The organism is Chthoniobacterales bacterium (assembly GCA_018883245.1).
Taxonomy (GTDB): Bacteria; Verrucomicrobiota; Verrucomicrobiia; order Chthoniobacterales; family JACTMZ01; genus JACTMZ01.
Genome location: VEQL01000028.1, coordinates 1 through 19,115, shown reverse-complemented (window position 1 = coordinate 19,115; position 19,115 = coordinate 1). Strand labels below are relative to the sequence as shown.

Genomic DNA, 19,115 nt, shown 5'->3' with positions numbered 1-19,115 from the left:
GTCCGCGGGAAGACCGCCCGCCCGAACTTCCAAGTTGCGCCCCAAGGATCGGCTGCCTAAGTTGCTCCCATGAGTCCGCTCTTGGCCCTCGGTGCCCCCGGTTGGCAGGAAATCCTGCTCGTTCTTCTCATCATCCTCGTTTTGTTCGGCGCCAAGCGCCTGCCCGAGTTGGCGCGCGGGCTCGGCCAGAGCCTGAACGAATTCAAAAAGGCGCGGGACGAATTCGACCGCGAGGTCAAAAAGACCACCGTGACTCTCGAGGCGAAGGAAGCTCCTGGCAAGGAGCCGCACAACCCCGCCTGATCTCCCGTGCATCCGCGGCGCGTCATTTTCGCGGCCGCGCTGGCCATCTTGTCCGTCGCAGGCGCGCTGCACGCAGATGACGACGCCCCGTCCGCGGAACCGAAGCTCACGGTCGCCTGGTGGAATCTGCGCAATTACCTTCTCGAACCCGTTCGCGATGAAGAAGGCCGGACACTCACTCCGGCCAAGACGCCGGAATCCATCGCCTCCATCGTTGAAACGGTTGCCGGGATCAAACCCGACATCCTCGCACTCGCGGAAGTGGGAACGCGCCGCGATCTGATCGATCTGCAACGGCGTTTGAAACAGGCGGGCGTCGATCTTCCACATGCGGAATGGGTGGACGGCGCGGACCAGCACCGGCATCTGGCCTTGCTCTCGCGGTTTCCGGTCGAGGCCGGTCATGACACAACATCAGCGGTGAATTCGGGCGGACTGCCGCGTCGCGTCCAACGCGGCTTCCTCGACTGCAAGGTGGCAGTGCATCCCGATTTCACCCTCCGGGTTCTTGGCGCTCATTTGAAGTCGCCGCGGGTCGTCCCGGAGTTCGACCAAGACGAGCAGCGTCGCGGCGAGTCGCTGCTCCTGCGGCAACGCGTGGTATCCATCCTGTCCCAGGATCCCGGCACGCCCCTGCTGCTCGTCGGTGACCTCAACGATGCGAAGAACTCGCCGGCGGTGGCCGGCCTGACCGGGCGACGAGGCACACCAACCGCACTGACGATCCTTCCGCTGACCGACCGCGGCGGCGATGCATGGACCTATCATTGGGCCGAGAATGACACCTACACCCGCGTGGACTACATGATGGCCAGCAACGCGCTGCGCCGTCTGTTCGACCACGGGGACTCGCGCATTCCTCGCGAACGTGATTGGATGAAGGCCAGCGACCACCGTCCACTGGTGGCGGTATTCAAATTATCCGCAACTTCCCGAAAACCATGAGGAAACTTTTCCCGCTCCTCGTTCTCCTGTCTTTGCTTTCGCCTTTGCCTGCCGCTGATGAGAGCGCGGACTCGGCGTGGGTGCGCATCGAGGCGCTGCGCAAGGGTCCGGGAGCACCTCCGGAAGACGCGCCGGAAAAAGCGGTCCAACTTGCGCGCTCCCACCTCGCCGCGCAGGAAAAAGCCCTGTCGGAATTCGTTGCGCGTTTTCCCTCGGACCCGCGCCGTTTCGAAGCCGAAATCGAACTCGCCGGCGTGACATCGTCGCTCGGCGCTTCGCTGTCCGACCGGCGGCGCGTGGAAAGTTCGCTGCAGAGATTGTCCGCGCTTGAAAGATCGGATTCCGTGCCGTCGAAAGTGAGAGCCGACGCCGCCTTCCAGCGCATCACGACCACGATGCAAACGGTGAACCTCGCCGCCGCGGCCCGCCCGGGGGAAACGGCCAATGCGCGCAACACCATCCTGGACGCCGCGGGAAATTTCGCCTCGCGCTATCCCGAAGATCGCCGTGCCGCCCGCCTGTTGGCCGAAGCGGCCACGCTGCTCGATGACCAACCGTCGCGCAAAAGGAAAATTCTGGAACAGGCCGCAACATTGGCGCGCGACGACGGAACCCGACAACGCATCCAAGACGACCTCAAGCGGCTCGAACTTCTCGGACGCGCCCCGGACGTGGGCTTCGAAACGATCCAAGGAGGAAAATTCCAAGTCGCCGCACAACGGGGCCGCGTCACGGCGCTCGCATTCTGGGCTTCCTGGTCCCCGCCTTCGGTCGTTTGGCTCTCCGAGTTCGCCGCCTTCGCGCGCACTTTGCCCGCGGGACGTGTGTCCATCGCCACGGTGAGTCTCGACCGTCAGACGTCGCATTGCCGCGGCACACTCGAAAAACTCGGCATCACGGATTGGCCCACGGCCTGCGCGGGTCGCGGCTGGGAAGATCCGACGGCACGGCAACTCGGAATCAACGCGCTGCCCACGCTTTTTGTCTTCGATGCCGAAGGACGTCTGCGCGCTCTGAACGCGCGCGGCAATTACGAGCAGACGATCAGGGATCTGGTCACGGAGAAGCCGGGCGTCAGGCGCTGATCGCCCAGAATTTCCGCGCGGCGTTCGGCCAACTGCGATCTTCGACCTTCCTGCGCGCCGCGCTTGCCTGGGTGCGGCGCAGAGTTTCGTCGGCGCAGAGCTTGCGCACGGCCGAGCACAACTCCTCGAGATCGCCGCCCCGCGTCACAAACCCTTCCACGCCGTCGCCCACGAGTTCGCGCGGGCCGCCCTGGTCGGATACCACGCAGGGCAATGCCGCGGCCTGGGCTTCGAGGATGACGTTGCCGAACGTGTCGGTCGTGCTCGGAAAAACGAAAACATCCGCCGACGCATAGGCCTTGGCCAATTCCTCGCCGCTCAGATACCCGGTGAAAATTCCCTCGGGGAAAGATTTTTCGAATTCCTCGGAATAAGGCCCGTGGCCGACAACCAAACCGCGCACCGGAAGCCCCTCCCCGCGCAAACGCCGCACGGCCGCGGCGAACAGATCGAGTTTCTTTTCCTTCGAGACGCGGCCGGCATAAAGCAGGCCGATTTCGCCGCCGGCCAAGCCGCGCGATTTCCAGAATTCCGTGTCGCGCCGCGAAGGATGAAACAATTCCGTGTCCAAGCCGCGCGGCAGAATGTGGATGCGGTCGGCTTTGATCCCGCGGCCTTCGAGGGCTTTGCGGTAGTCCTCCGAATTCACGAACACCGTGTCCATCTGCTCGTAGAACCACTGCATGAAATTCCAAGTGAGCGTTTCCATCCACGAGTCGTCGGTGAGAATGCGCACGTATTGGGGGAAATCGGTGTGGTAGATGCCCGCGGTCTTGACCCCGAGGGTTTTGGCCGCGAGCAACGCGCAAAGGCCGATCGGTCCCGGAGTGCTGATGACAACCTCGGTGAATCCCTCGCGCTGGATCCAGTCGATGATTTCCAGCACCGGGGGAAAACTCAGTTTTTGCAATTCGTATTCCGGCAACTCGAACTCGCCGACCGGCTTGAAGTTCATCACCGGGATGTTGCTGGGCGCCACTTCACCGCGCGATGTGGCCACGGTGAGATCGAATCCTTCGGCGCGCGCGGCCGCGGTCATTTTGCGGATGGTCGTCGAGACTCCATTGACATCCTCCAGCGTGTCGGTGAACCAGACGCGCTTGCGGTTGCGCAGCCACTCGGGCACTTCGCCGCAGGTGGCTTCGCACAGCGGCGCCAGATCACCGCGCCCCGGCGAGCGGAAAGCGTAGAAATACGGCGCAAGCCCGAGCGCGAGAGGAATAATCGAACCGATGAACTGCAGGCTCTCGACGACGCGTCCCGATTGCAGCTGCGCAATGAATTGAGAGAAGAAGCGGAACGCGAGCTGGTTGACGAGCAGGTTGGCGGTGAGGAATGCCCGGCGTTCCGGTTCCTCGATGCCGGCGGTTGCCTGTTCGATCGCGGAACGCATGCCGGGTTTGCCCACAGCATCCGCAAGTTCCTTCCAGAGCGAAGCGTTTCCGGGCAACGCGATTTCCCAGATCTTCCCTGTCGCAATGCCCTGCGCGAGAAAACCGAGTTTCTCGGAGAGCGTGAAGCGCGTCGGGTCCTTGCCCTCCATGAACCGCCCCGCCATTTTTTCAAGCAGGGCGGCGGCGGGCTTCTGCGCGTTGTTCGAAAGACGCTGGCCCGCGAATTCGAAAATCACGCTGTAAAGACTGTGCGCCATGATCAGCGGGCCCCCGCCTTGGCCACCGGGACGGCAATGGCCGTCGCGCAACGCAGCGAGAAATTCCTCAGCGTTTGCGCCTTCGGATTCGGTCCATGCGCGACCCTGGTAAATGCCGCCTTTGTCGTCGGAGCCTCCGGTGAAAGCCTTTTTCCAGGGGTCATCCCAGAGCGGTTGAAGTTTCTCCGCGTCGGCGAATTGCGCGATGCGTTCCGGCGTGAGTCCGGAAAGAGCGAATTCCGCCGAGCGCCCGAGCAACGGGTCACGCAAGCCGTTGACCGTTTCGAAATGACGGAAAAGAAGCACCAGTCGGCGCCAATGCGAAATCGAAAGTCTTTCGTCCACCGGCCAGAACGGATGCGCCACGGCGTGGGCGATACCCTGCGTCTTCAGCCAGGGCGCGAGTTCGTAGATGTTGCCGCGCAAACCCTGGATTTCGCGGTGCTGCCGCTCGTTGATCCCCCAGGCCAGAAGGTGGACTTTCACCTCGTCCTCGGGGAACACGGCGGTGATCTCCTCGCTGATGAATGCCCCGGGCTCGCCCGCGATCTCGAGACAGCCGTCGATCGTGTCATAGTCCGTGAACGTGACGAACTCGAAACCGCGGCCGCGCAGGTCGCGGTAAAGCGTCATCGGATCCGAGCAACTCGCCGGGAAATCCACCTTGCGAAGAAGCCAATCGGTCGCCCGCGCACTGTGACGGGTATGAAGGTGCAGATCGGCCCGCTTTTCCATCAACAGGACCTTAGCGGAACGGACAGACGATTACACCAACCGAAAAGCGGGGGCTCAAACAATCATGCCCGCGGCGACGGTCTCGTGCGTGCCGGGATCGACAAGGACAAACGAACCGGTGAGACGGTTGCGGCGGTAGCTGTCGTGGAAAAGCGGGGTGGCCGTGCGCAGGGCGACGCGGCCGATGTCGTTCATTCCGAGAGTGGGCACGCCCTCTTTCTTGTGCAGGGTTTCGATGTCCACCTGATACCGCAGTTCCTGCACGATCGCCTTGGTTTCCTTGGTGGTGTGGCGCAGCAGGTATTTGCCGCGCGGTTCCATGGGCTTCTGCGAGAACCAGCAAACCATGGCCTCGACATCCTGTCCGACATTCGGGGGATTGTTCGCTTTGACCAGCATGTCGCCGCGCGAGATGTCGATCTCGTCCTTGAGCGTCATAACCACGGACTGCGGGGCGAAGGCCTCGGGGATTTCTTTGCCGCCGGGAAGATGGATTTTTTCGATCGTCGTGGAAAAGCCCGAAGGCATCACCGTGACGACATCGCCGGGCTTGAACACGCCACCGGCCACGCGTCCGGCGTAGCCGCGGAAGTCGTGATGCTCTTTGGACTGCGGACGGATGATCCACTGCACGGGGAAACGCGCATCGACGTGGTTCTCGGTGCCGCCAGTGTAAACCGTCTCGAGGTGATAAAGGAGCGAAGGACCCTTGAACCACGGCATCTTGTCGGACTTTTCGACGACGTTGTCACCGTTGAGCGCGGAAAGCGGGATGGCCGTGATCTCGGCAATGTCGTCGAGACGCGAGGCGAACTGGTGGAAATCCTGCACGATGCGGTGGAAGACGGACTCGCTGTAATCGACGAGATCCATCTTGTTCACCGCCAGCGCGAGGTGGCGGATTTTCAGGAGATTGGCCACGAAGGAATGGCGCTTGGTCTGCTCGATGACCCCCTTGCGCGCATCGATGAGAATGATGGCGAGGTCCGCAGTCGAGGCGCCGGTCACCATGTTGCGCGTGTATTGGATGTGGCCGGGCGTGTCGGCGATGATGAACTTGCGGCGCGGCGTGGCGAAATAGCGGTAGGCCACGTCGATGGTGATGCCCTGCTCGCGCTCGGCGCGGAGACCGTCGGTGAGCAGGGCAAGGTTGACCACGGCATCGCCGCGGCGGCGTGAACTTTCCTCCACCGCGCTGAGCTGGTCCTCGAAGATGCTTTTCGAGTCGTAAAGAAGGCGCCCGATGAGCGTGGACTTGCCGTCATCGACGGATCCGGCGGTGGCAAAACGGAGAAGATCCATCAGAAGTAGCCCTCCTTCTTGCGGTCTTCCATGGCCGTCTCGGAGCGTTTGTCGTCGGCCCGCGTTCCGCGCTCGGTCTGCCGCGCGGCGGCGACCTCGGCGATGACTTCGTCGAGGGTTGCGGCCTTTGATTCGACCGCGCCGGTGCAGGTCACGTCGCCGATGGTGCGGAAACGCACCGTTTTCCGTTCGGGCTTTTCGGTGTCGAGCATGGTGATGTGCTCGGAAACAGCGAGCAGCGAGCCGTTGCGCGCGAAGACATCTCGCTCGTGGGCGAAGTAAAGCGAAGGCAGGTCGATCTCTTCGCGGCGGAGATACATCCAGATGTCCATCTCGGTGAAGTTCGACAGCGGGAAGACGCGGAAATGCTCGCCGGGATGATGGCGGCCATTGAAAAGATTCCACAATTCGGGGCGCTGGTTTTTCGGATCCCACTGTCCGAAGTCGTCGCGGTGGGAGAAGAAGCGCTCCTTGGCGCGAGCTTTTTCCTCGTCGCGGCGGCCGCCACCGAGGCAAGCGGTGAATTTGTGCTCTTCGACCGTGTCGAGCAGCGTCACCGACTGCAACGCGTTGCGCGAAGCATGCGGACCTTTCTCCTCTTTGACCCTGCCCTTGTCGATCGAGTCCTGCACGCTGCCGACCACGAGGCGGGCACCGAGTTTCCCGGCGAAGGCATCACGGTAAGCGATCGTCTCTTCGAAATTGTGGCCGGTATCGATGTGGAGAAGGGGGAAAGGTATTTTCGCCGGCCAGAAGGCCTTGGCGGCGAGGTGGGCCATGACGATCGAGTCCTTGCCTCCTGAAAAAAGCAGTGCCGCATTCTGGAACTGCGCGGCGGTCTCGCGCAGGACGAAGATTGCTTCGGCCTCGAGCTGGTCGAGGTGGTCTAGCTGGTAATGCGGCATGGGACGCTTCCTCCAGCCCGGGCTCTTCCGGTAGATTACTCCCCCCGGCGGCCGTCCGCGACGGACCGCCAATACCCGAGCAAATCGGACGCACACTGATCGACGGAACGGGCCTGCGTGTCAAGGACAAGCGCCGGATTCTCGGGCTCCTCGAAGCCGCTGTCCTTTCCGGTGAACTGTCCGATTTTTCCTTCTTGGGCCTTGGCGTAGAGGCCTTTGGGGTCGCGCTGCGCGCAGGTGCCGAAATCCGCCTTCACGTAAATCTCGTGGAAGTCGGGTCCGATGATTTGCCGGGCTGCGGCGCGATGGCGGCGGAGCGGCGTGATGACGGAAACGAACACGATGATCCCCTGCCCCGCGAGAAGCTTGGCCGTCTCGGCCACGCGGCGGACATTCTCGGTGCGCTCCTCGTCGGAGAACCCGAGGTTGCTGTTCAACCCGGTGCGCAGATTGTCGCCGTCGAGGATCACGGTCATGCGACCCAGGGCGTGCAGAGCGCGCTCCGCATCGTTGGCGATCGTCGATTTGCCCGAGCCCGAAAGACCAAAGAGCCAAAGCACAACACCGCGCTGGCCGAGCAATTTTTCCTTCGATGCTCGGTCGAGGAACCGTCCGTGTTCGGGATGGATATTTTTCATTGCTGCGGTCGGTGGATGATTTGCTGGCGCTGGAGAGTGATGGCGCGCGGTGCGGAATCTCCGGGGGATTGCACTTGAAGGGAGACGGATGATCCTGCCTGGCCGCGGATGAGAGAGGTCAACTCCCAGAGAGGCACGCTCTTGGAATCGACCCAGACGCCGTCGGCACCCTGCACGGACATGATGGTGTCCCCGGCTTTGAGCGCCGCGCTGGCCGGCGCGCCGGGCACCACCTGCTGCAAGACGGGTCGTCCATCCTGCGAAGTATTGAGAACCGCACCGATACCAACGGGCGCGGTGCTGCTGATTCCTTGTTTGGCCGCGGCGCGCGCGGCTTCGTCCGTGAGCGCATCTGCCCACTGGATGGCAGCCAGCGTGTCCCGGCCGGCCCAGGAAGACGCGATTTGCCGCGCAACACGCATGCGTTCACCGGCATCGGGAAACGCGGCGAGCGAAAAATTCTGCGCGGCGAGCGCGGGATTGCTCTCGGCTTCGGCACGCAGAATGCGCGCCAGCACCGCGTTGCGCGTGCGCTCGTCGCCAAGCTGCGCGGCCCACGTTCGCGCCGCGACCGGATCCGCGGACGCCCAACCCGCGGCGAAACTCTCGAGGAAACGCGACTGCTGCCATCCGTCGAGGCTGTTGCCGAGCGCGAGCGCGGCAGCGGGGTCGGAAGGCGCGAGTCTGGCCGCGGAGCGCCCGAGCACGCGGCGAAGTTCGCTCCCGGAAAGAAATTCCCCCGCCATGCCGGCCGCCTGCTGCGGAGTGAATTTTCCGGACTCCATGAGGTAAACCGCCAGCGCGCCAGCCGCGCCGAGACGCCGCACGTTTTCGTTGCGCAGCATGTCGGCCGAGGTCATGCCCGACCACTCGCCGAGCAACGTGAGCAGGGCGATCTCGCGGGATTTGTCATCGGGAAGCTGGCGCACCTTGGCAATCGCGGCCTGCGGATCGAGAAGAGCGGCGCGGCGGAATGCGGCCACGATTTCCTGCTCGTTGGCGCGATCGATCCGGGCGCCTGGAGCCGAAAAATCTTTCTCTTCGGCACTGTCATCGCGGCCGGGGACAAATGTCACCGGCTTGCTGTCTGCCATGTCACCGGAATCCGCAGACGCGACATCACCGGACGGGAGCGAGCCCGACTGGGCGCGTTGCTGCGGCGGCCGGGCCGACCGCTCTTTCGATTCTTCCGCACCGAGCCGGTAACCGAACACGCCGCCGAGGAGGAGAATCAGCGCCGCGGCGACGAGGGCAAATGCACCGGTTTTCCAATTCCAAGCCATGGATCAAAGGTGACCAAGGCGTTTGCCCGATCAAGAAATAGTTGGGTCCAAAGGAGAGACACCGGCCGGATTTTTTCCCGGCAAAAGTTCCAGTGCCGCACGCTTGGCCTTTTCCTTCGCGATGCGCGAGGCAAGATCCGCGGCGATCGGCGGGGCGCGAAAGACAAACATGCGCGGGACGATCTTGGGAATGAACTCGACATGCCCTTCAGCCAAGGCCGAAAGACGGAATTTCAGCGTGATGCGCGGAGGATCCGCGATGCACGAATACCGCGCCGACAGCAGACGGCACACCGGCACCGACATTTCACGTCCTTTGTTGCGGATGACCAGGGTATCGCCGGCGTCCCACACTTCGTCCGCCATCGTGAAGGTGAACGTGCACATGTAAAACCAAGTGACCAGAGCCATCCCCGGGGCTATGGCAGCGAGGCGCGGGTCAAGCTGTCCGCGGATTGCAGCGATCGTGGTGACGAGAGTCGCAACAGCCAGCGATCCGAACCAGAGCCACGGGCCGAAGCGCTTATACCAACTTGTGAGAGAAGACGAAATGCGTCGCATCAAGGCGTCGGAAAATCCCGCGGGTGAAAGTCATCGGACAAGGCGGGGGAAACGCTCGTGCACCCGGTAGGACTCGAACCTACAACCAATTGATTAAGAGTCAACTGCTCTACCATTGAGCTACGGATGCGTTGCGTGAGAGCACGAAAAGATGCGGCGTGACCGACGCGTGCTCAAGGAAAAACCGGACAACGCAGGGGGCTTCAGCGTGCCGGCGGCGTCACACTGCTCGCGGAGAGGTCGAGTCCGCCCTTCGCCCGTTGCAGCTTCGTCGCGATATCCGGCGAGGCTCCCTCGAGCGTTGCCGCGCGCTCCCATGCCTTGATCGCGTCCTTGGTGCGCCCGAGTTTCTCGAGCACATCGCCGAGATGCTCCTGGATCGTGGCATCGGGCTCGGAGGCGAGTTGCACGGCGCGCTCGAGCGGCACGAGCGCTTCGTGGTAGCGCCCCTGCTGATGGCAGACCCATCCGAGGCTGTCGAGGTAGGCGGGATTGTCCGGTTCCTGCGCGAGGGCCCGACGGATGTATTCCTCGGCCTGCGCGAGGTTCTCGCCGCGGTCGGCCCACATGTAGCCGAGGTAATTGAGTGCGGCGGCGTAGTTGCCGTCGCGTTCGAGGCAGGCCTGGAAGCGCAGGACGGCTTCCCCGTGTTCCCCGGCCCGCTCGGCCGCGACGCCATGCTGAAAATAGAAATCGGCGTCGAGGAATGACGGCTGGTAAAGCTTCGCAAGCGACTCGGCCATATCGAGCGCGTTGAGCGCCTCGCGCCAGCGCTTGAGGTGCCCGAGCACCTGCGCCTCGTAAAAAGGAAACTCGGGAAGGCGGTTGAATTTCGCGCGGGCTTCGCCGAGCCAGTGCACCGCGCGGTCGTAGTTCTCCGCCTTGATGCAAAGATCGGCGACTTCGAGATAGAGGCGCGGATCCTCGTCGTTGAGAGCGAGGGCCATTTCGTATTTTCCCACGGCATTTTCGTAATCCCCGCGCTTGAGAAGGATCTCCCCGTGCGCGCGGTAGGCCATGAGACTCGCGGGGTTGTCGGCCTGCACGCGCGTGAGTTCGGTGAGCGCATCGTCGTCCTTGCCCTTGGAAACGAGAGCCAAGGCAAGCTTTTCGCGGACTCCGGTGTCGGACGGATCCAAGATGAGCAGCCGGTTGGCTGCGGATATCGCGTCGTCCATGTGGCCGCCGGCGAAAAAGAAATTCAAGGCCCGGCCCAGCACGACGGGATCCTGCCGCGCGAGTTCCGCGGCACGGCGGTAGTGCGCCAAAGCCTCGGTCCGCAGTCTTTCACCGTTCGCACCACCGCCGAGGAGTTGGCGGATGCAGAGATCACCGAGTCCGGCCCAAAATTCCGGGCGGTCATTGCCACGCTTAGCCGCGCGATCCAAAAGTGTCGCGGCTTCGCCCGGTTGCCCCGCCGCGCGCTGCACGGTGTAGAGCATCTGGTAGCACTCGATGAGATCGGGATCGGCAGCGAGCGCTTGGCGTGCGAAGCGTTCCGCGGGCTCGAGCTTGCGCAATGTCACCGCATAAATGCCGGCGATGCGCAGCGCGAGGGCAGCGGAATCCGGGTTGCGCTTGAGCGAGTCTTTGAGGACGGCGAGTGCTTCGGGAACATCGCCACGCTGCAGCAAGGCGGCCGACACCTCGCGGGCGAGTGAGTGATTCGACAAGTCCCTCTCGAGGGCGCGCAGGTTGTGGTGCAGGGCGCGATCGGGATCGGTATCGGCCGCGAGATAGCCGGCGGCAACATGGGCCATGGCTTCGGCGCGCTTCTCCGATTCTGGAGCCAAGGAAGCCTCGCGCACTTGCTCGGCGTCGTCCCCCGAGCCATCGACCGCAGCCGCAAAGGCATGCGGCGCCAAGCCGGCTGCGAACCAGACAGCCAGGGCAGTGAATCTGGCTACGACGAAACGCAACCGGAAACGCGCGACCATGGTCGCCAAGATAGCCCTTAGCTCTTGTAGCGCAAACGCTTCTTGTGGCGGTTAAGCTTCATGCGCTTGCGGCGCTTGTGCTTGGCGATCTTCGCCTTCCGCTTTTTTTTGATCGAACCCATGCTGCGTCAATAAACCAACTTGTTCAGGGGATATTCTATGATGCCCTCGGCACCCAGCGCTTTGAGTTGCGGGATGATTTCGCGGACAACCTTCTCATCGATGACTGTCTCGACGGCAACCCAGCCATCGTGAGCCAAAGGTGAAACCGTAGGATTCCGGAGAGCGGGCAATTGCTCAAGCAAATTCTCCAAGCTCGCTTGGGGGAGGTTCATTTTGAGGCCGACTTTGTCGCGGGCGGCCAAGGCGCCTTGAAGCAGCAGAACAACGCGGTCCATTTTGCCGCGCTTCCACTCATCCGAGTAGGCCGTGCGGTTGGCGATGAAGACAGGGTAAGACTCCATGATCGTCTCGAGGATCCGGAGTTTGTTGGCACGCAAAGAGGAACCGGTCTCGGTGATATCGACGATGGCATCAACGAGGTCCGGCACCTTGACTTCGGTCGCACCCCAGCTGAATTCCACGTCGGCCTCGACCCCGCGGCGGCGGAAAAATTCTTTCGTCAGACCCACCGCCTCGGTGGCCACGCGCTTGCCGGCAAGATCCTCGATTTTCTTCACGGGCGAGTCCTCGGGGACCACAACCACCCAGCGTGTCGGTGCGGAAGTCGCCTTGCTGTAAGGCAGGTCGCAGAGCGAAGCGACGTCGGATCCGTTTTCCGCGACCCAATCGCGGCCGGTGATCCCGCAATCGAGGAAGCCTTGTTCGACGTAGCGGCTGATTTCCTGGGCCCGCAGCAGGCGGACCACCAACTCCGGGTCATCGACCGACGGCCGGTAAGAACGGCTGGCACCGGAAATGGCGAATCCCGCCTTGGCAAAAAGCGCCAAGGTTTGATCCATCAAACTGCCCGATGGCAAACCGATCCTGAGCGTGGGTTTCTGCATGGAAAAGAACCTCGAGACTACCCGAGGAAAAACCTTGTTCAAGCCCGCGGCAGCGGCATGTTGGCATCGGCACCGCGCCGCCGTAAGCTTCAACGCCCATGAACCGCTCGTCCGTGATGCAACAGCTCGAAGAGGAGGCGCCGAAGAAAGACCTGCGGGCGCGCTTCCTTCTTGTCGCACTGTTGCTTTCGCTGGCCATCCACGCCGGCTTCCTGTGGTGGGCACGCGACTATCCGGTGAAGACTTTCAGTGATTCCTACTACGAGGAGATGGTCCCGCGCGCGTTCAAAGTGGACCGTGTCGAGATCGACTCCCGGTTGCTCGAGGATGATCCGGCGCCCGAAGCCGCACGCACGATGAACACCCCCGCGCCGGTGGATCTGCCGCCCGAGGACGTGACCGCGGAACTTCCGCAAACGCAACATGCGCCCGCCAAACCCGGAGACATCGGCTTGGAAAAGGAACCGCCGCCCGACATCCGACGCGCCGCCGCCGAGGGCGCCGCACGGCTGAACGCCGCCGCAGCCAGCGCGCTCGAAGATGATCTCGACGCGATGCGCGAAGCGATGCTGGCCGAGGATGCCGCATCACCGGCCCAACCCGCCATCGAACTCGCGGCCGGAGCCTCCGCCCGTGGTGGCGATGCGGTGCCCGAAGGCTACAGCAATCTGGATGAGCTGCTCAGCCAAAGCGGAGGGCTTTCCGCCTCGCAAGCCCCGATCTTCATGCCGTCCGACGTCCTCTTCGGCTACGACGAATCTTTCCTGCGACCCGAGGCCGTCACCAGTCTGGAGAAACTCGGCGAGCTGATCCGCCGCAATCCCCGGGCGCGCTTCCGCATCGAGGGTCACACCGATTCTTTCGGCGGCACAGAATACAACGCGCGGCTGAGCCTCGCGCGCGCCGAGTCGGTGAAACAATGGCTGGCCGGAACCATGGCCATCGATCCTTCGTGCATCGAAACACGCGGCCTGGGCAGCACGCGCCCGCTCGCCCCCCTGGGCGGGACCGTCGAGGAGCAAAAGCTCAACCGGCGCGTGGAGATCGTCATCCTGCGGACCGACGCCGGAGAATAAACGCGGACACCCGCAACCGAAATGTCCACGACCTCCGACAAAAGCCTTGCGCACGCCGCCGAAGACCTCGAACGGCAGACCCGCGGAAAGACGGCCGCGGAATCGCTGGCTGCTTACCATCGTTTCCGCCGACACGAGGAACACCGCCTGCGGTTGCGGATATCGTCGGGCGCGGGCGGGCGCGAGGTTGTGCGGCAGCGCAGCGATCTGGTCGATGTGCTCGTCCGCCATCTCTACGCGCAGGTTTGCTGCGAACACACCGGGCGCCCCAAACCCGACGGGTTGGCCGTGGTGGCGTTCGGCGGCTACGGACGCCGGGAGATGAACCCTTTCAGCGACGTGGACATCATGTTCCTGCACGGCAAAGCGCGACCGGACGAAAAACAGGCCGCGATCATCCAGGACATCGTGCGCATGCTTTGGGACATCGGATTCAAGGTCGGGCACTCGGCGCGCTCGGTGCAGGAGGCCATCACGCAGGCCAACGCCGACCTCCAGACCAAGACTTCCATGCTCGAGTCGCGCTTCCTCTGCGGCGACAAGGACCTTTGCACGAAGTTCCGCAAGGAATTCGAACAAAAATGCGTGAAGGGCAAGGAGGACGCTTACACCGCCTGGCGGCTGGTCAACCAAAAGGAACTTCACGAACAATACGGGCGCATCATCTCGATGCAGGAGCCCAACATCAAACAGGGCGCGGGCGGATTGCGCGACTACCAGAACCTGCTGTGGATCGGGTCCATGCGCCACAACGCGCCGACCACGGCGAAGCTCGTGGAAAAAAAAATCCTCACCGAGAGCGAGCGACGACTGCTCGACAAAGCCCACGATTTTCTCCTCCGGGTGCGCACGGAGATGCATTTTATCAACAAGCGTCCGACCGACACGTTGACACTGCACCTTCAGGGCCAGGTGGCCACGCGCCTCCACTATCCGCACAAGCACATGCTGAGGCGCGTCGAGGATTTCATGCGCGACTACTACATGCACACGCGCAACATCCGCCGGATCATGGAGGTCGCCGTGCACCGCATGGTGCCGGAGCTGAAGCCTTCGGGCCACGCACGCAGACTGATCGGCCTGTTTGCGGCGCGCGACGAGCGGCCGGAGCGCTTCGACGGGTTTTACGCCAAAAACGGGATGCTCTACGCGGATACGCCCTCGGTGTTCGGCCAGGACCCGCAGCGCCTCATGCGCCTTTTCCAGCACGCGCAGGTCCGCCGACTCGCGCTTTCGCCCGAGCTGGCCGACCTCGTGCGCAAGCGCCTCGACCTTGTTGATCGCACCTTCCAATACTCGCGCGCGGCGCGCGAGGTGTTCCTCGCCATCCTTTCCCGCAAAGGTGAAGTCGGGCGCATCCTGCGCATGATGCACGAGACCGACTTTCTGGGCCGTTATCTTCCGGAGTTCGGAAGGCTCACCTGCCTGGTGCAGCACGAGTTTTTCCACCGCTACACCGCCGACGAACACACGCTGCTTTGCATCGACAAGCTCGACGAGTTGATCGACACCGACGACCCGAAGCTCAAGGGCTACCGCGCGCTGTTCCAGCAGTGCGACACGCCGTCCACCCTCTACCTTGCGCTGCTCATGCACGACACGGGCAAGGCGGAAAACCGCCGGCATCACGAGGATGCCAGCGCCCTCCTCACCGCGCGCGTCGCCCGCAGGCTGCAGCTGCCTTCCGGCCAGCGCCGCGCTCTCCTGCTGCTCGTGGACAACCACGGTCTGCTCTCGAAGACAGCCCAGTCGCGCAACCTGGACGACCCGGCGACCATCTCGCACTTCGCCGGCATCGTGCAAAGCTCCGAGGACCTCGATTCGCTCATGCTCATCACCCTGGCCGACGGACGCGGGACGAGCGACGCTGCATGGTCGGATTGGAAGGAAGGGCTCGTCTGGCAACTTTACCGTTCGACCACGGCTTTCCTCAGACAAGGCGAAGAATCCTTCAGTCAGCAGCGCGTCGGGCTCGAGGTCCTGCAAAAGACTGTCGCCGAAAAGCTGGGCGCCGATTTCGCCGAGGAAACCGCGGCCCATTTCGCGCAAATGCCCGAGCGCTACTTCCGCACGTTCCCGGCGCCGGACATCGCAGACCACATCCGGTTTTTCCGGGAATTTTATGCCGCGCAACTCGGCGAAGGCGCGGGCGGCGTTTGTCCGGTGATCAAGTGGGTGCACCAACCCGAAAAAGGACACAGCGAGGTCATCGTCTGCGGCTGGGATCACCCCGGACTCGTCGCGCGCATCTGCGCCGCGTTCCTCTCCGCGCGAATCAACGTGCTGAGCGCGGACATCTACACGCGCGGCGACAATCTCGTGCTGGATTTTTTCCGCGTCTGCGACCCCAAGCACCGTCCGGTGGACAGCGAGCGCGACCACCGCATGGTCGAGCGGCTCCTGGACGAGTCGCTGCTCGATCCCGATTTCGACTTCCTCCCGCACATCGAAAAGGCGCGCCAGCGCATGCGCTACTTCATGTCGCAAGAAGCCGACATCCCCACGCGCATCACGGTCGATGACCGCAGCCACCCCGTCTTCACCATCGTGGACATCGAGACGCCCGACCGGATGGGGCTGCTTTACGATCTGTTTGCGGCCATCGCGAACCTGGGGTTGTCGCTGGAACTGGCGCGCATCACCACGGAAAAGGAAGTGGCCATGGACACCTTCTATCTCGTGCGCGCCAAGGACGGCGAAAAAATCACGAGCGACCGCGACATCCGCGCACTGCAACGCGCGCTGCACGATGCGGCCGTCGGCTCGCCGGCGAAATAGTTTGTTCACCGCGGGCAGATCTCAGGAGCCGCTTTTCCCTTCCGCCCGCGGCAGGCTGGTGTAAATTAAAGACATTATGGGCTGCAGCAAAATTGATCCTTCTTTGCATCAAGCGAAGAAGCCGGACTGGATCAAAGTTCGCCTTCCGTCCAACCCGGTGTTCTTTTCCACCAAGGCGCTGGTTTCCGATCTCCGTTTGCACACGGTGTGCGAAAGCGCGCAGTGCCCGAACCGCTGGGAATGCTGGAGCCAAGGAACGGCGACCTTCATGATCGCGGGCGACCGCTGCACCCGTGCCTGCGGATTCTGCGCAGTGACCACGGCCAAGCCTTTCGCGCTCGAGCAGGACGAACCGCAGCGCGTGGCAGAAGCCGTGGGGCGGATGAAACTCAAACACGTCGTGATCACCGCGGTGGCGCGCGATGATATCCCGGACGGCGGGGCGCTGCATTTCGCGCGCACGATCGAGGCTGTGCGCCAAAAGGACCCGGCCATCATCATCGAGGTCCTGGTGCCCGACTTCAACGGCAAGGACGATTCACTGCGCACGGTGCTCGAGGCGGCGCCGCATGTTTTCAACCACAACATCGAGACGGTCGAACGCCTCACGCCGCTCGTGCGCTCGCGCGCCAAATACAAGCTCTCACTGCAATTCCTCCGGCGCGCCAAGGAACTGAGCCCGGACGTCGTCACCAAGAGCGGCATGATGCTCGGTCTCGGGGAAACGGAGACCGAAATTTTCCAGGCCATGGACGACCTGCGCGAGCACGATGTCCAGGTGCTGACTCTCGGGCAATATCTGCGCCCCACACCGCAGCACCTGCCAGTGGTGGAATTTATCCGTCCGGAAACATTCGAACTTTACGGCGACATCGCCCGGAAGAAAGGCTTCGCCCACGTGGCCAGCGGGCCGCTCGTCCGCAGCTCGTATCACGCGGACGACTTCAATCCGATCGAAGCGAAAAAGCGGGGTTGATCGCCATGGCCGGGCGCGGGCGAACAATCGTCATCACCGGGATTTCGCGCGGTTGCGGGCGCGCGTTGGCGGAACACTACCTAGCCGAGGGACACCGCGTGGCCGGTTGCGCAAGATCGCAGGATGTGGTGGACGAACTGCGCGCGGAACACGGCCCGCTGCACCATTTTTCTGCCGTCGATGTTTCGGATGACGAGGCGGTGCGCGTCTGGGCCTGCGATGTGCTCGCGCATTTCGGCGCACCGGATTTGCTGGTCAACAACGCGGCGGTCATGGCGGAAAACGCACCGCTTTGGGACATCCCGGCGCCCGAGTTCGATGCCGTGATCGACACCAACATCAAAGGCACGGCGCACGTGCTGCGTCACTATCTGCCGGCCATGATCCACCGCGGCTCCGGCGTGGTCGTCAATTTCAGCTCCGGCTGGGGACGTTCGACGTCACCCGAAGTGGCCGCCTACTGTGCGAGCAAATGGGCGATCGAGGGTCTCACGCAGGCGTTGGCGCAGGAACTTCCAAAAGGACTTCCGGCGGTGGCGCTCAACCCCGGCATCATCAACACGGACATGCTCCGATCCTGCTTCGGCAAAGATGGTGCCGCGCGATACCCGACAGCGGATCAATGGGCCAAAGCGGCCGGACCCTATCTTCTCGACCTCGGACCGAAGGACAACGGCAGGGCTCTCACCGTGCCGGGCATGCCGTCGGAATAGTCCCCATCGCCCCGTGCGATTTCATGCTTCCCGCGTGCGGCAGTGCTACCTAGCTTGAGTGCGTCGTATCAACACAACCCCGAAAATCAAAAAACTATGAATTGGTATCTTGATGCCTGGAAAAACTACGTCACGTTCACCGGCCGCGCCCGGCGCAAGGCTTACTGGATGTTCGTGCTGTTCAACATCATTGCGATCATCGTCCTGAACATCATCGAAGGCGTGATCGGCCTCCGCAGCGAGGGAGGCTACGGAATCCTGTCCGGCCTGTATTCGCTGGCGGTGATTCTTCCCGGACTCGCCGTTGCCATCCGGCGTCTTCACGACACCGGGCGTTGCGGATGGTGGATTCTTATCGGCTTGATTCCCCTGATCGGTCCCATCGTCCTGCTCGTGTTCTTTGTCCAAGACAGCCAACCGGGCGAGAACCAATACGGCCCGAATCCGAAAGGCGCCTGACAGACGCCCGGTCTTTATAAAACCGGCGGGGCCGAGCGCTCCGCCGGTTTTTCTATTTGGTCGAAAGCCCGAAGCCTTCGTGAACGACTTTGGCCGCGTCGGCGATGCGATCCTCGTCGAGGATGACGGCGATTTTGATCTCCGACGTCGAGATCATCTGGATGTTGAATCCGCCGTTCGAGAGCAGGTCGAAAAGTTTCGCCGCCACACCGGAGTGCGAGCGCATGCCGATGCCGACCACGCTCAGCTTGGCGACCCCGGCGGTGCGGGTCACACCGGCCGCACCGATTTCTTTGGCCACCGCGTTGAGCGCGGCATCCGCTTTTTCCAGTTCGTCTTTGTTCGTGGTGAACGAGATGTCGGTTTTTCCCGCGTGGGGCGCGGTCTGCACGATAACATCGACCACGACATTGGCCGCGGCGAGCGCGTTGAAGATTTTCGCCGCGGTGCCGGTCTTGTCGGGGACGCCCTCGATGGTGACTTTCGCCTGGTTGCGTTCGATGCTGACGCCGCGGATCACGACGTCCTCCATTCCTGGTGTTTCGGCTTTCACGATGGTTCCCGGGTTGTTGTTGAAACTGCTGCGCACTTCGAAAAGGACGTTGAATTTGTTGGCGAACTCGACCGATCGCGACTGCATGACCTTTGAGCCGGACGATGCCATCTCGAGCATCTCCTCGTAGCTGATGGTATCGATTTTGCGGGCCGCCGGCACGACGCGCGGATCGCAGGTGTAAACGCCGTCCACGTCGGTGTAGATC

The 19,115-nt window shown here is 62.8% G+C and carries 18 protein-coding genes and 1 tRNA gene; 8 read left to right on the top strand and 11 right to left on the bottom strand.

Annotated elements, in window-relative coordinates; genetic code table 11:
- Positions 1–69 precede the first annotated feature (69 nt).
- The 3 genes from tatA to FGM15_09830 are packed head-to-tail and all read left to right on the top strand — an operon-like array spanning position 70 to position 2,333.
- Positions 70–303 (top strand): twin-arginine translocase TatA/TatE family subunit, encoded by a 234-nt coding sequence (gene tatA, locus FGM15_09840; protein ID MBU3666157.1) that lies wholly within the window; start codon positions 70–72, stop codon positions 301–303.
- A gap of 6 nt (positions 304–309) precedes the next feature.
- Positions 310–1,248 (top strand): endonuclease/exonuclease/phosphatase family protein, encoded by a 939-nt coding sequence (locus tag FGM15_09835; protein MBU3666156.1) that lies wholly within the window; start codon positions 310–312, stop codon positions 1,246–1,248.
- Positions 1,245–2,333: a TlpA family protein disulfide reductase gene (locus FGM15_09830; GenBank protein MBU3666155.1), complete on the top strand. Its 1,089-nt coding sequence runs from the start codon at positions 1,245–1,247 to the stop codon at positions 2,331–2,333. Before FGM15_09835 ends, FGM15_09830 begins: the two co-directional genes overlap by 4 nt.
- Here FGM15_09830 and FGM15_09825 read toward each other — a convergent pair.
- The 10 genes from FGM15_09825 to FGM15_09780 form a co-directional block, all read right to left on the bottom strand.
- On the bottom strand, positions 2,323–4,719 hold the full coding sequence (locus FGM15_09825; protein ID MBU3666154.1) for a glycosyltransferase: 2,397 nt from the start codon (positions 4,717–4,719) through the stop codon (positions 2,323–2,325). The genes FGM15_09830 and FGM15_09825 overlap by 11 nt on opposite strands.
- A gap of 54 nt (positions 4,720–4,773) precedes the next feature.
- Positions 4,774–6,021 carry a GTP-binding protein gene (locus FGM15_09820; GenBank protein MBU3666153.1) on the bottom strand — a complete coding sequence of 416 codons (1,248 nt, stop codon included), beginning with the start codon at positions 6,019–6,021 and terminating at the stop codon, positions 4,774–4,776.
- Positions 6,021–6,926, bottom strand: coding sequence for a sulfate adenylyltransferase subunit CysD (gene cysD, locus FGM15_09815; GenBank protein ID MBU3666152.1), 906 nt, complete (start codon positions 6,924–6,926; stop codon positions 6,021–6,023). The genes FGM15_09820 and cysD overlap by 1 nt, the downstream gene beginning before the upstream one ends.
- Before the next feature lie 35 nt (positions 6,927–6,961).
- Positions 6,962–7,564, bottom strand: coding sequence for an adenylyl-sulfate kinase (gene cysC, locus FGM15_09810; protein MBU3666151.1), 603 nt, complete (start codon positions 7,562–7,564; stop codon positions 6,962–6,964).
- Complete coding sequence (locus tag FGM15_09805; GenBank protein ID MBU3666150.1) at positions 7,561–8,847, bottom strand: hypothetical protein; 1,287 nt, start codon at positions 8,845–8,847, stop codon at positions 7,561–7,563. The genes cysC and FGM15_09805 overlap by 4 nt, the downstream gene beginning before the upstream one ends.
- 30 nt (positions 8,848–8,877) lie before the next feature.
- Positions 8,878–9,408, bottom strand: a complete 531-nt coding sequence (locus tag FGM15_09800) for a hypothetical protein (GenBank protein MBU3666149.1) — start codon at positions 9,406–9,408, stop codon at positions 8,878–8,880.
- Between the two features lie 55 nt (positions 9,409–9,463).
- Positions 9,464–9,538, bottom strand: a tRNA-Lys gene (locus FGM15_09795).
- 73 nt (positions 9,539–9,611) lie between these two features.
- Positions 9,612–11,345: a tetratricopeptide repeat protein gene (locus tag FGM15_09790; GenBank protein ID MBU3666148.1), complete on the bottom strand. Its 1,734-nt coding sequence runs from the start codon at positions 11,343–11,345 to the stop codon at positions 9,612–9,614.
- 17 nt (positions 11,346–11,362) lie between these two features.
- Positions 11,363–11,467 carry an AURKAIP1/COX24 domain-containing protein gene (locus FGM15_09785; GenBank protein MBU3666147.1) on the bottom strand — a complete coding sequence of 35 codons (105 nt, stop codon included), beginning with the start codon at positions 11,465–11,467 and terminating at the stop codon, positions 11,363–11,365.
- Between the two features lie 6 nt (positions 11,468–11,473).
- Positions 11,474–12,352 (bottom strand): ATP phosphoribosyltransferase, encoded by an 879-nt coding sequence (locus FGM15_09780; GenBank protein ID MBU3666146.1) that lies wholly within the window; start codon positions 12,350–12,352, stop codon positions 11,474–11,476.
- Between the two features lie 98 nt (positions 12,353–12,450).
- Here FGM15_09780 and FGM15_09775 point away from each other — a divergent pair, with 98 nt between their 5' ends.
- From FGM15_09775 to FGM15_09755, 5 genes are all read left to right on the top strand, one after another.
- Positions 12,451–13,428 (top strand): OmpA family protein, encoded by a 978-nt coding sequence (locus FGM15_09775; GenBank protein ID MBU3666145.1) that lies wholly within the window; start codon positions 12,451–12,453, stop codon positions 13,426–13,428.
- 21 nt (positions 13,429–13,449) lie between these two features.
- A complete protein-coding gene (gene glnD, locus FGM15_09770) occupies positions 13,450–16,206 on the top strand; it encodes a [protein-PII] uridylyltransferase (GenBank protein MBU3666144.1) in 2,757 nt (918 codons plus the stop codon).
- Positions 16,207–16,282: 76 nt separating this feature from the next.
- The gene (gene lipA, locus FGM15_09765) at positions 16,283–17,182 is read left to right on the top strand and encodes a lipoyl synthase (GenBank protein MBU3666143.1); all 900 of its coding nucleotides are present in this window, start codon (positions 16,283–16,285) and stop codon (positions 17,180–17,182) included.
- Positions 17,183–17,187: 5 nt separating this feature from the next.
- The gene (locus tag FGM15_09760) at positions 17,188–17,895 is read left to right on the top strand and encodes an SDR family oxidoreductase (GenBank protein MBU3666142.1); all 708 of its coding nucleotides are present in this window, start codon (positions 17,188–17,190) and stop codon (positions 17,893–17,895) included.
- Positions 17,896–17,991: 96 nt separating this feature from the next.
- Positions 17,992–18,354 carry a DUF805 domain-containing protein gene (locus FGM15_09755; protein ID MBU3666141.1) on the top strand — a complete coding sequence of 121 codons (363 nt, stop codon included), beginning with the start codon at positions 17,992–17,994 and terminating at the stop codon, positions 18,352–18,354.
- A gap of 52 nt (positions 18,355–18,406) precedes the next feature.
- On the opposite strand, the gene FGM15_09750 is transcribed toward FGM15_09755, so the two are convergent.
- A partial coding sequence (locus tag FGM15_09750; GenBank protein MBU3666140.1) for an aspartate kinase occupies positions 18,407–19,115 on the bottom strand: 709 nt, incomplete at its 5' end.

Excerpts from the sequence above, each read along its gene's own strand:
- tatA (MBU3666157.1), top strand. The coding sequence starts at position 70 with ATGAGTCCGCTCTTGGCCCTCGGTGCCCCCGGTTGGCAGGAAATCCTG.
- FGM15_09830 (MBU3666155.1), top strand. The coding sequence starts at position 1,245 with ATGAGGAAACTTTTCCCGCTCCTCGTTCTCCTGTCTTTGCTTTCGCCT.
- FGM15_09825 (MBU3666154.1), bottom strand. The coding sequence starts at position 4,719 with ATGGAAAAGCGGGCCGATCTGCACCTTCATACCCGTCACAGTGCGCGG.
- FGM15_09820 (MBU3666153.1), bottom strand. The coding sequence starts at position 6,021 with ATGGATCTTCTCCGTTTTGCCACCGCCGGATCCGTCGATGACGGCAAG.
- cysD (MBU3666152.1), bottom strand. The coding sequence starts at position 6,926 with ATGCCGCATTACCAGCTAGACCACCTCGACCAGCTCGAGGCCGAAGCA.
- cysC (MBU3666151.1), bottom strand. The coding sequence starts at position 7,564 with ATGAAAAATATCCATCCCGAACACGGACGGTTCCTCGACCGAGCATCG.
- FGM15_09805 (MBU3666150.1), bottom strand. The coding sequence starts at position 8,847 with ATGGCTTGGAATTGGAAAACCGGTGCATTTGCCCTCGTCGCCGCGGCG.
- FGM15_09800 (MBU3666149.1), bottom strand. The coding sequence starts at position 9,408 with ATGCGACGCATTTCGTCTTCTCTCACAAGTTGGTATAAGCGCTTCGGC.
- FGM15_09790 (MBU3666148.1), bottom strand. The coding sequence starts at position 11,345 with ATGGTCGCGCGTTTCCGGTTGCGTTTCGTCGTAGCCAGATTCACTGCC.
- FGM15_09785 (MBU3666147.1), bottom strand. The coding sequence starts at position 11,467 with ATGGGTTCGATCAAAAAAAAGCGGAAGGCGAAGATCGCCAAGCACAAG.
- FGM15_09780 (MBU3666146.1), bottom strand. The coding sequence starts at position 12,352 with ATGCAGAAACCCACGCTCAGGATCGGTTTGCCATCGGGCAGTTTGATG.
- FGM15_09775 (MBU3666145.1), top strand. The coding sequence starts at position 12,451 with ATGAACCGCTCGTCCGTGATGCAACAGCTCGAAGAGGAGGCGCCGAAG.
- glnD (MBU3666144.1), top strand. The coding sequence starts at position 13,450 with ATGTCCACGACCTCCGACAAAAGCCTTGCGCACGCCGCCGAAGACCTC.
- lipA (MBU3666143.1), top strand. The coding sequence starts at position 16,283 with ATGGGCTGCAGCAAAATTGATCCTTCTTTGCATCAAGCGAAGAAGCCG.
- FGM15_09760 (MBU3666142.1), top strand. The coding sequence starts at position 17,188 with ATGGCCGGGCGCGGGCGAACAATCGTCATCACCGGGATTTCGCGCGGT.
- FGM15_09755 (MBU3666141.1), top strand. The coding sequence starts at position 17,992 with ATGAATTGGTATCTTGATGCCTGGAAAAACTACGTCACGTTCACCGGC.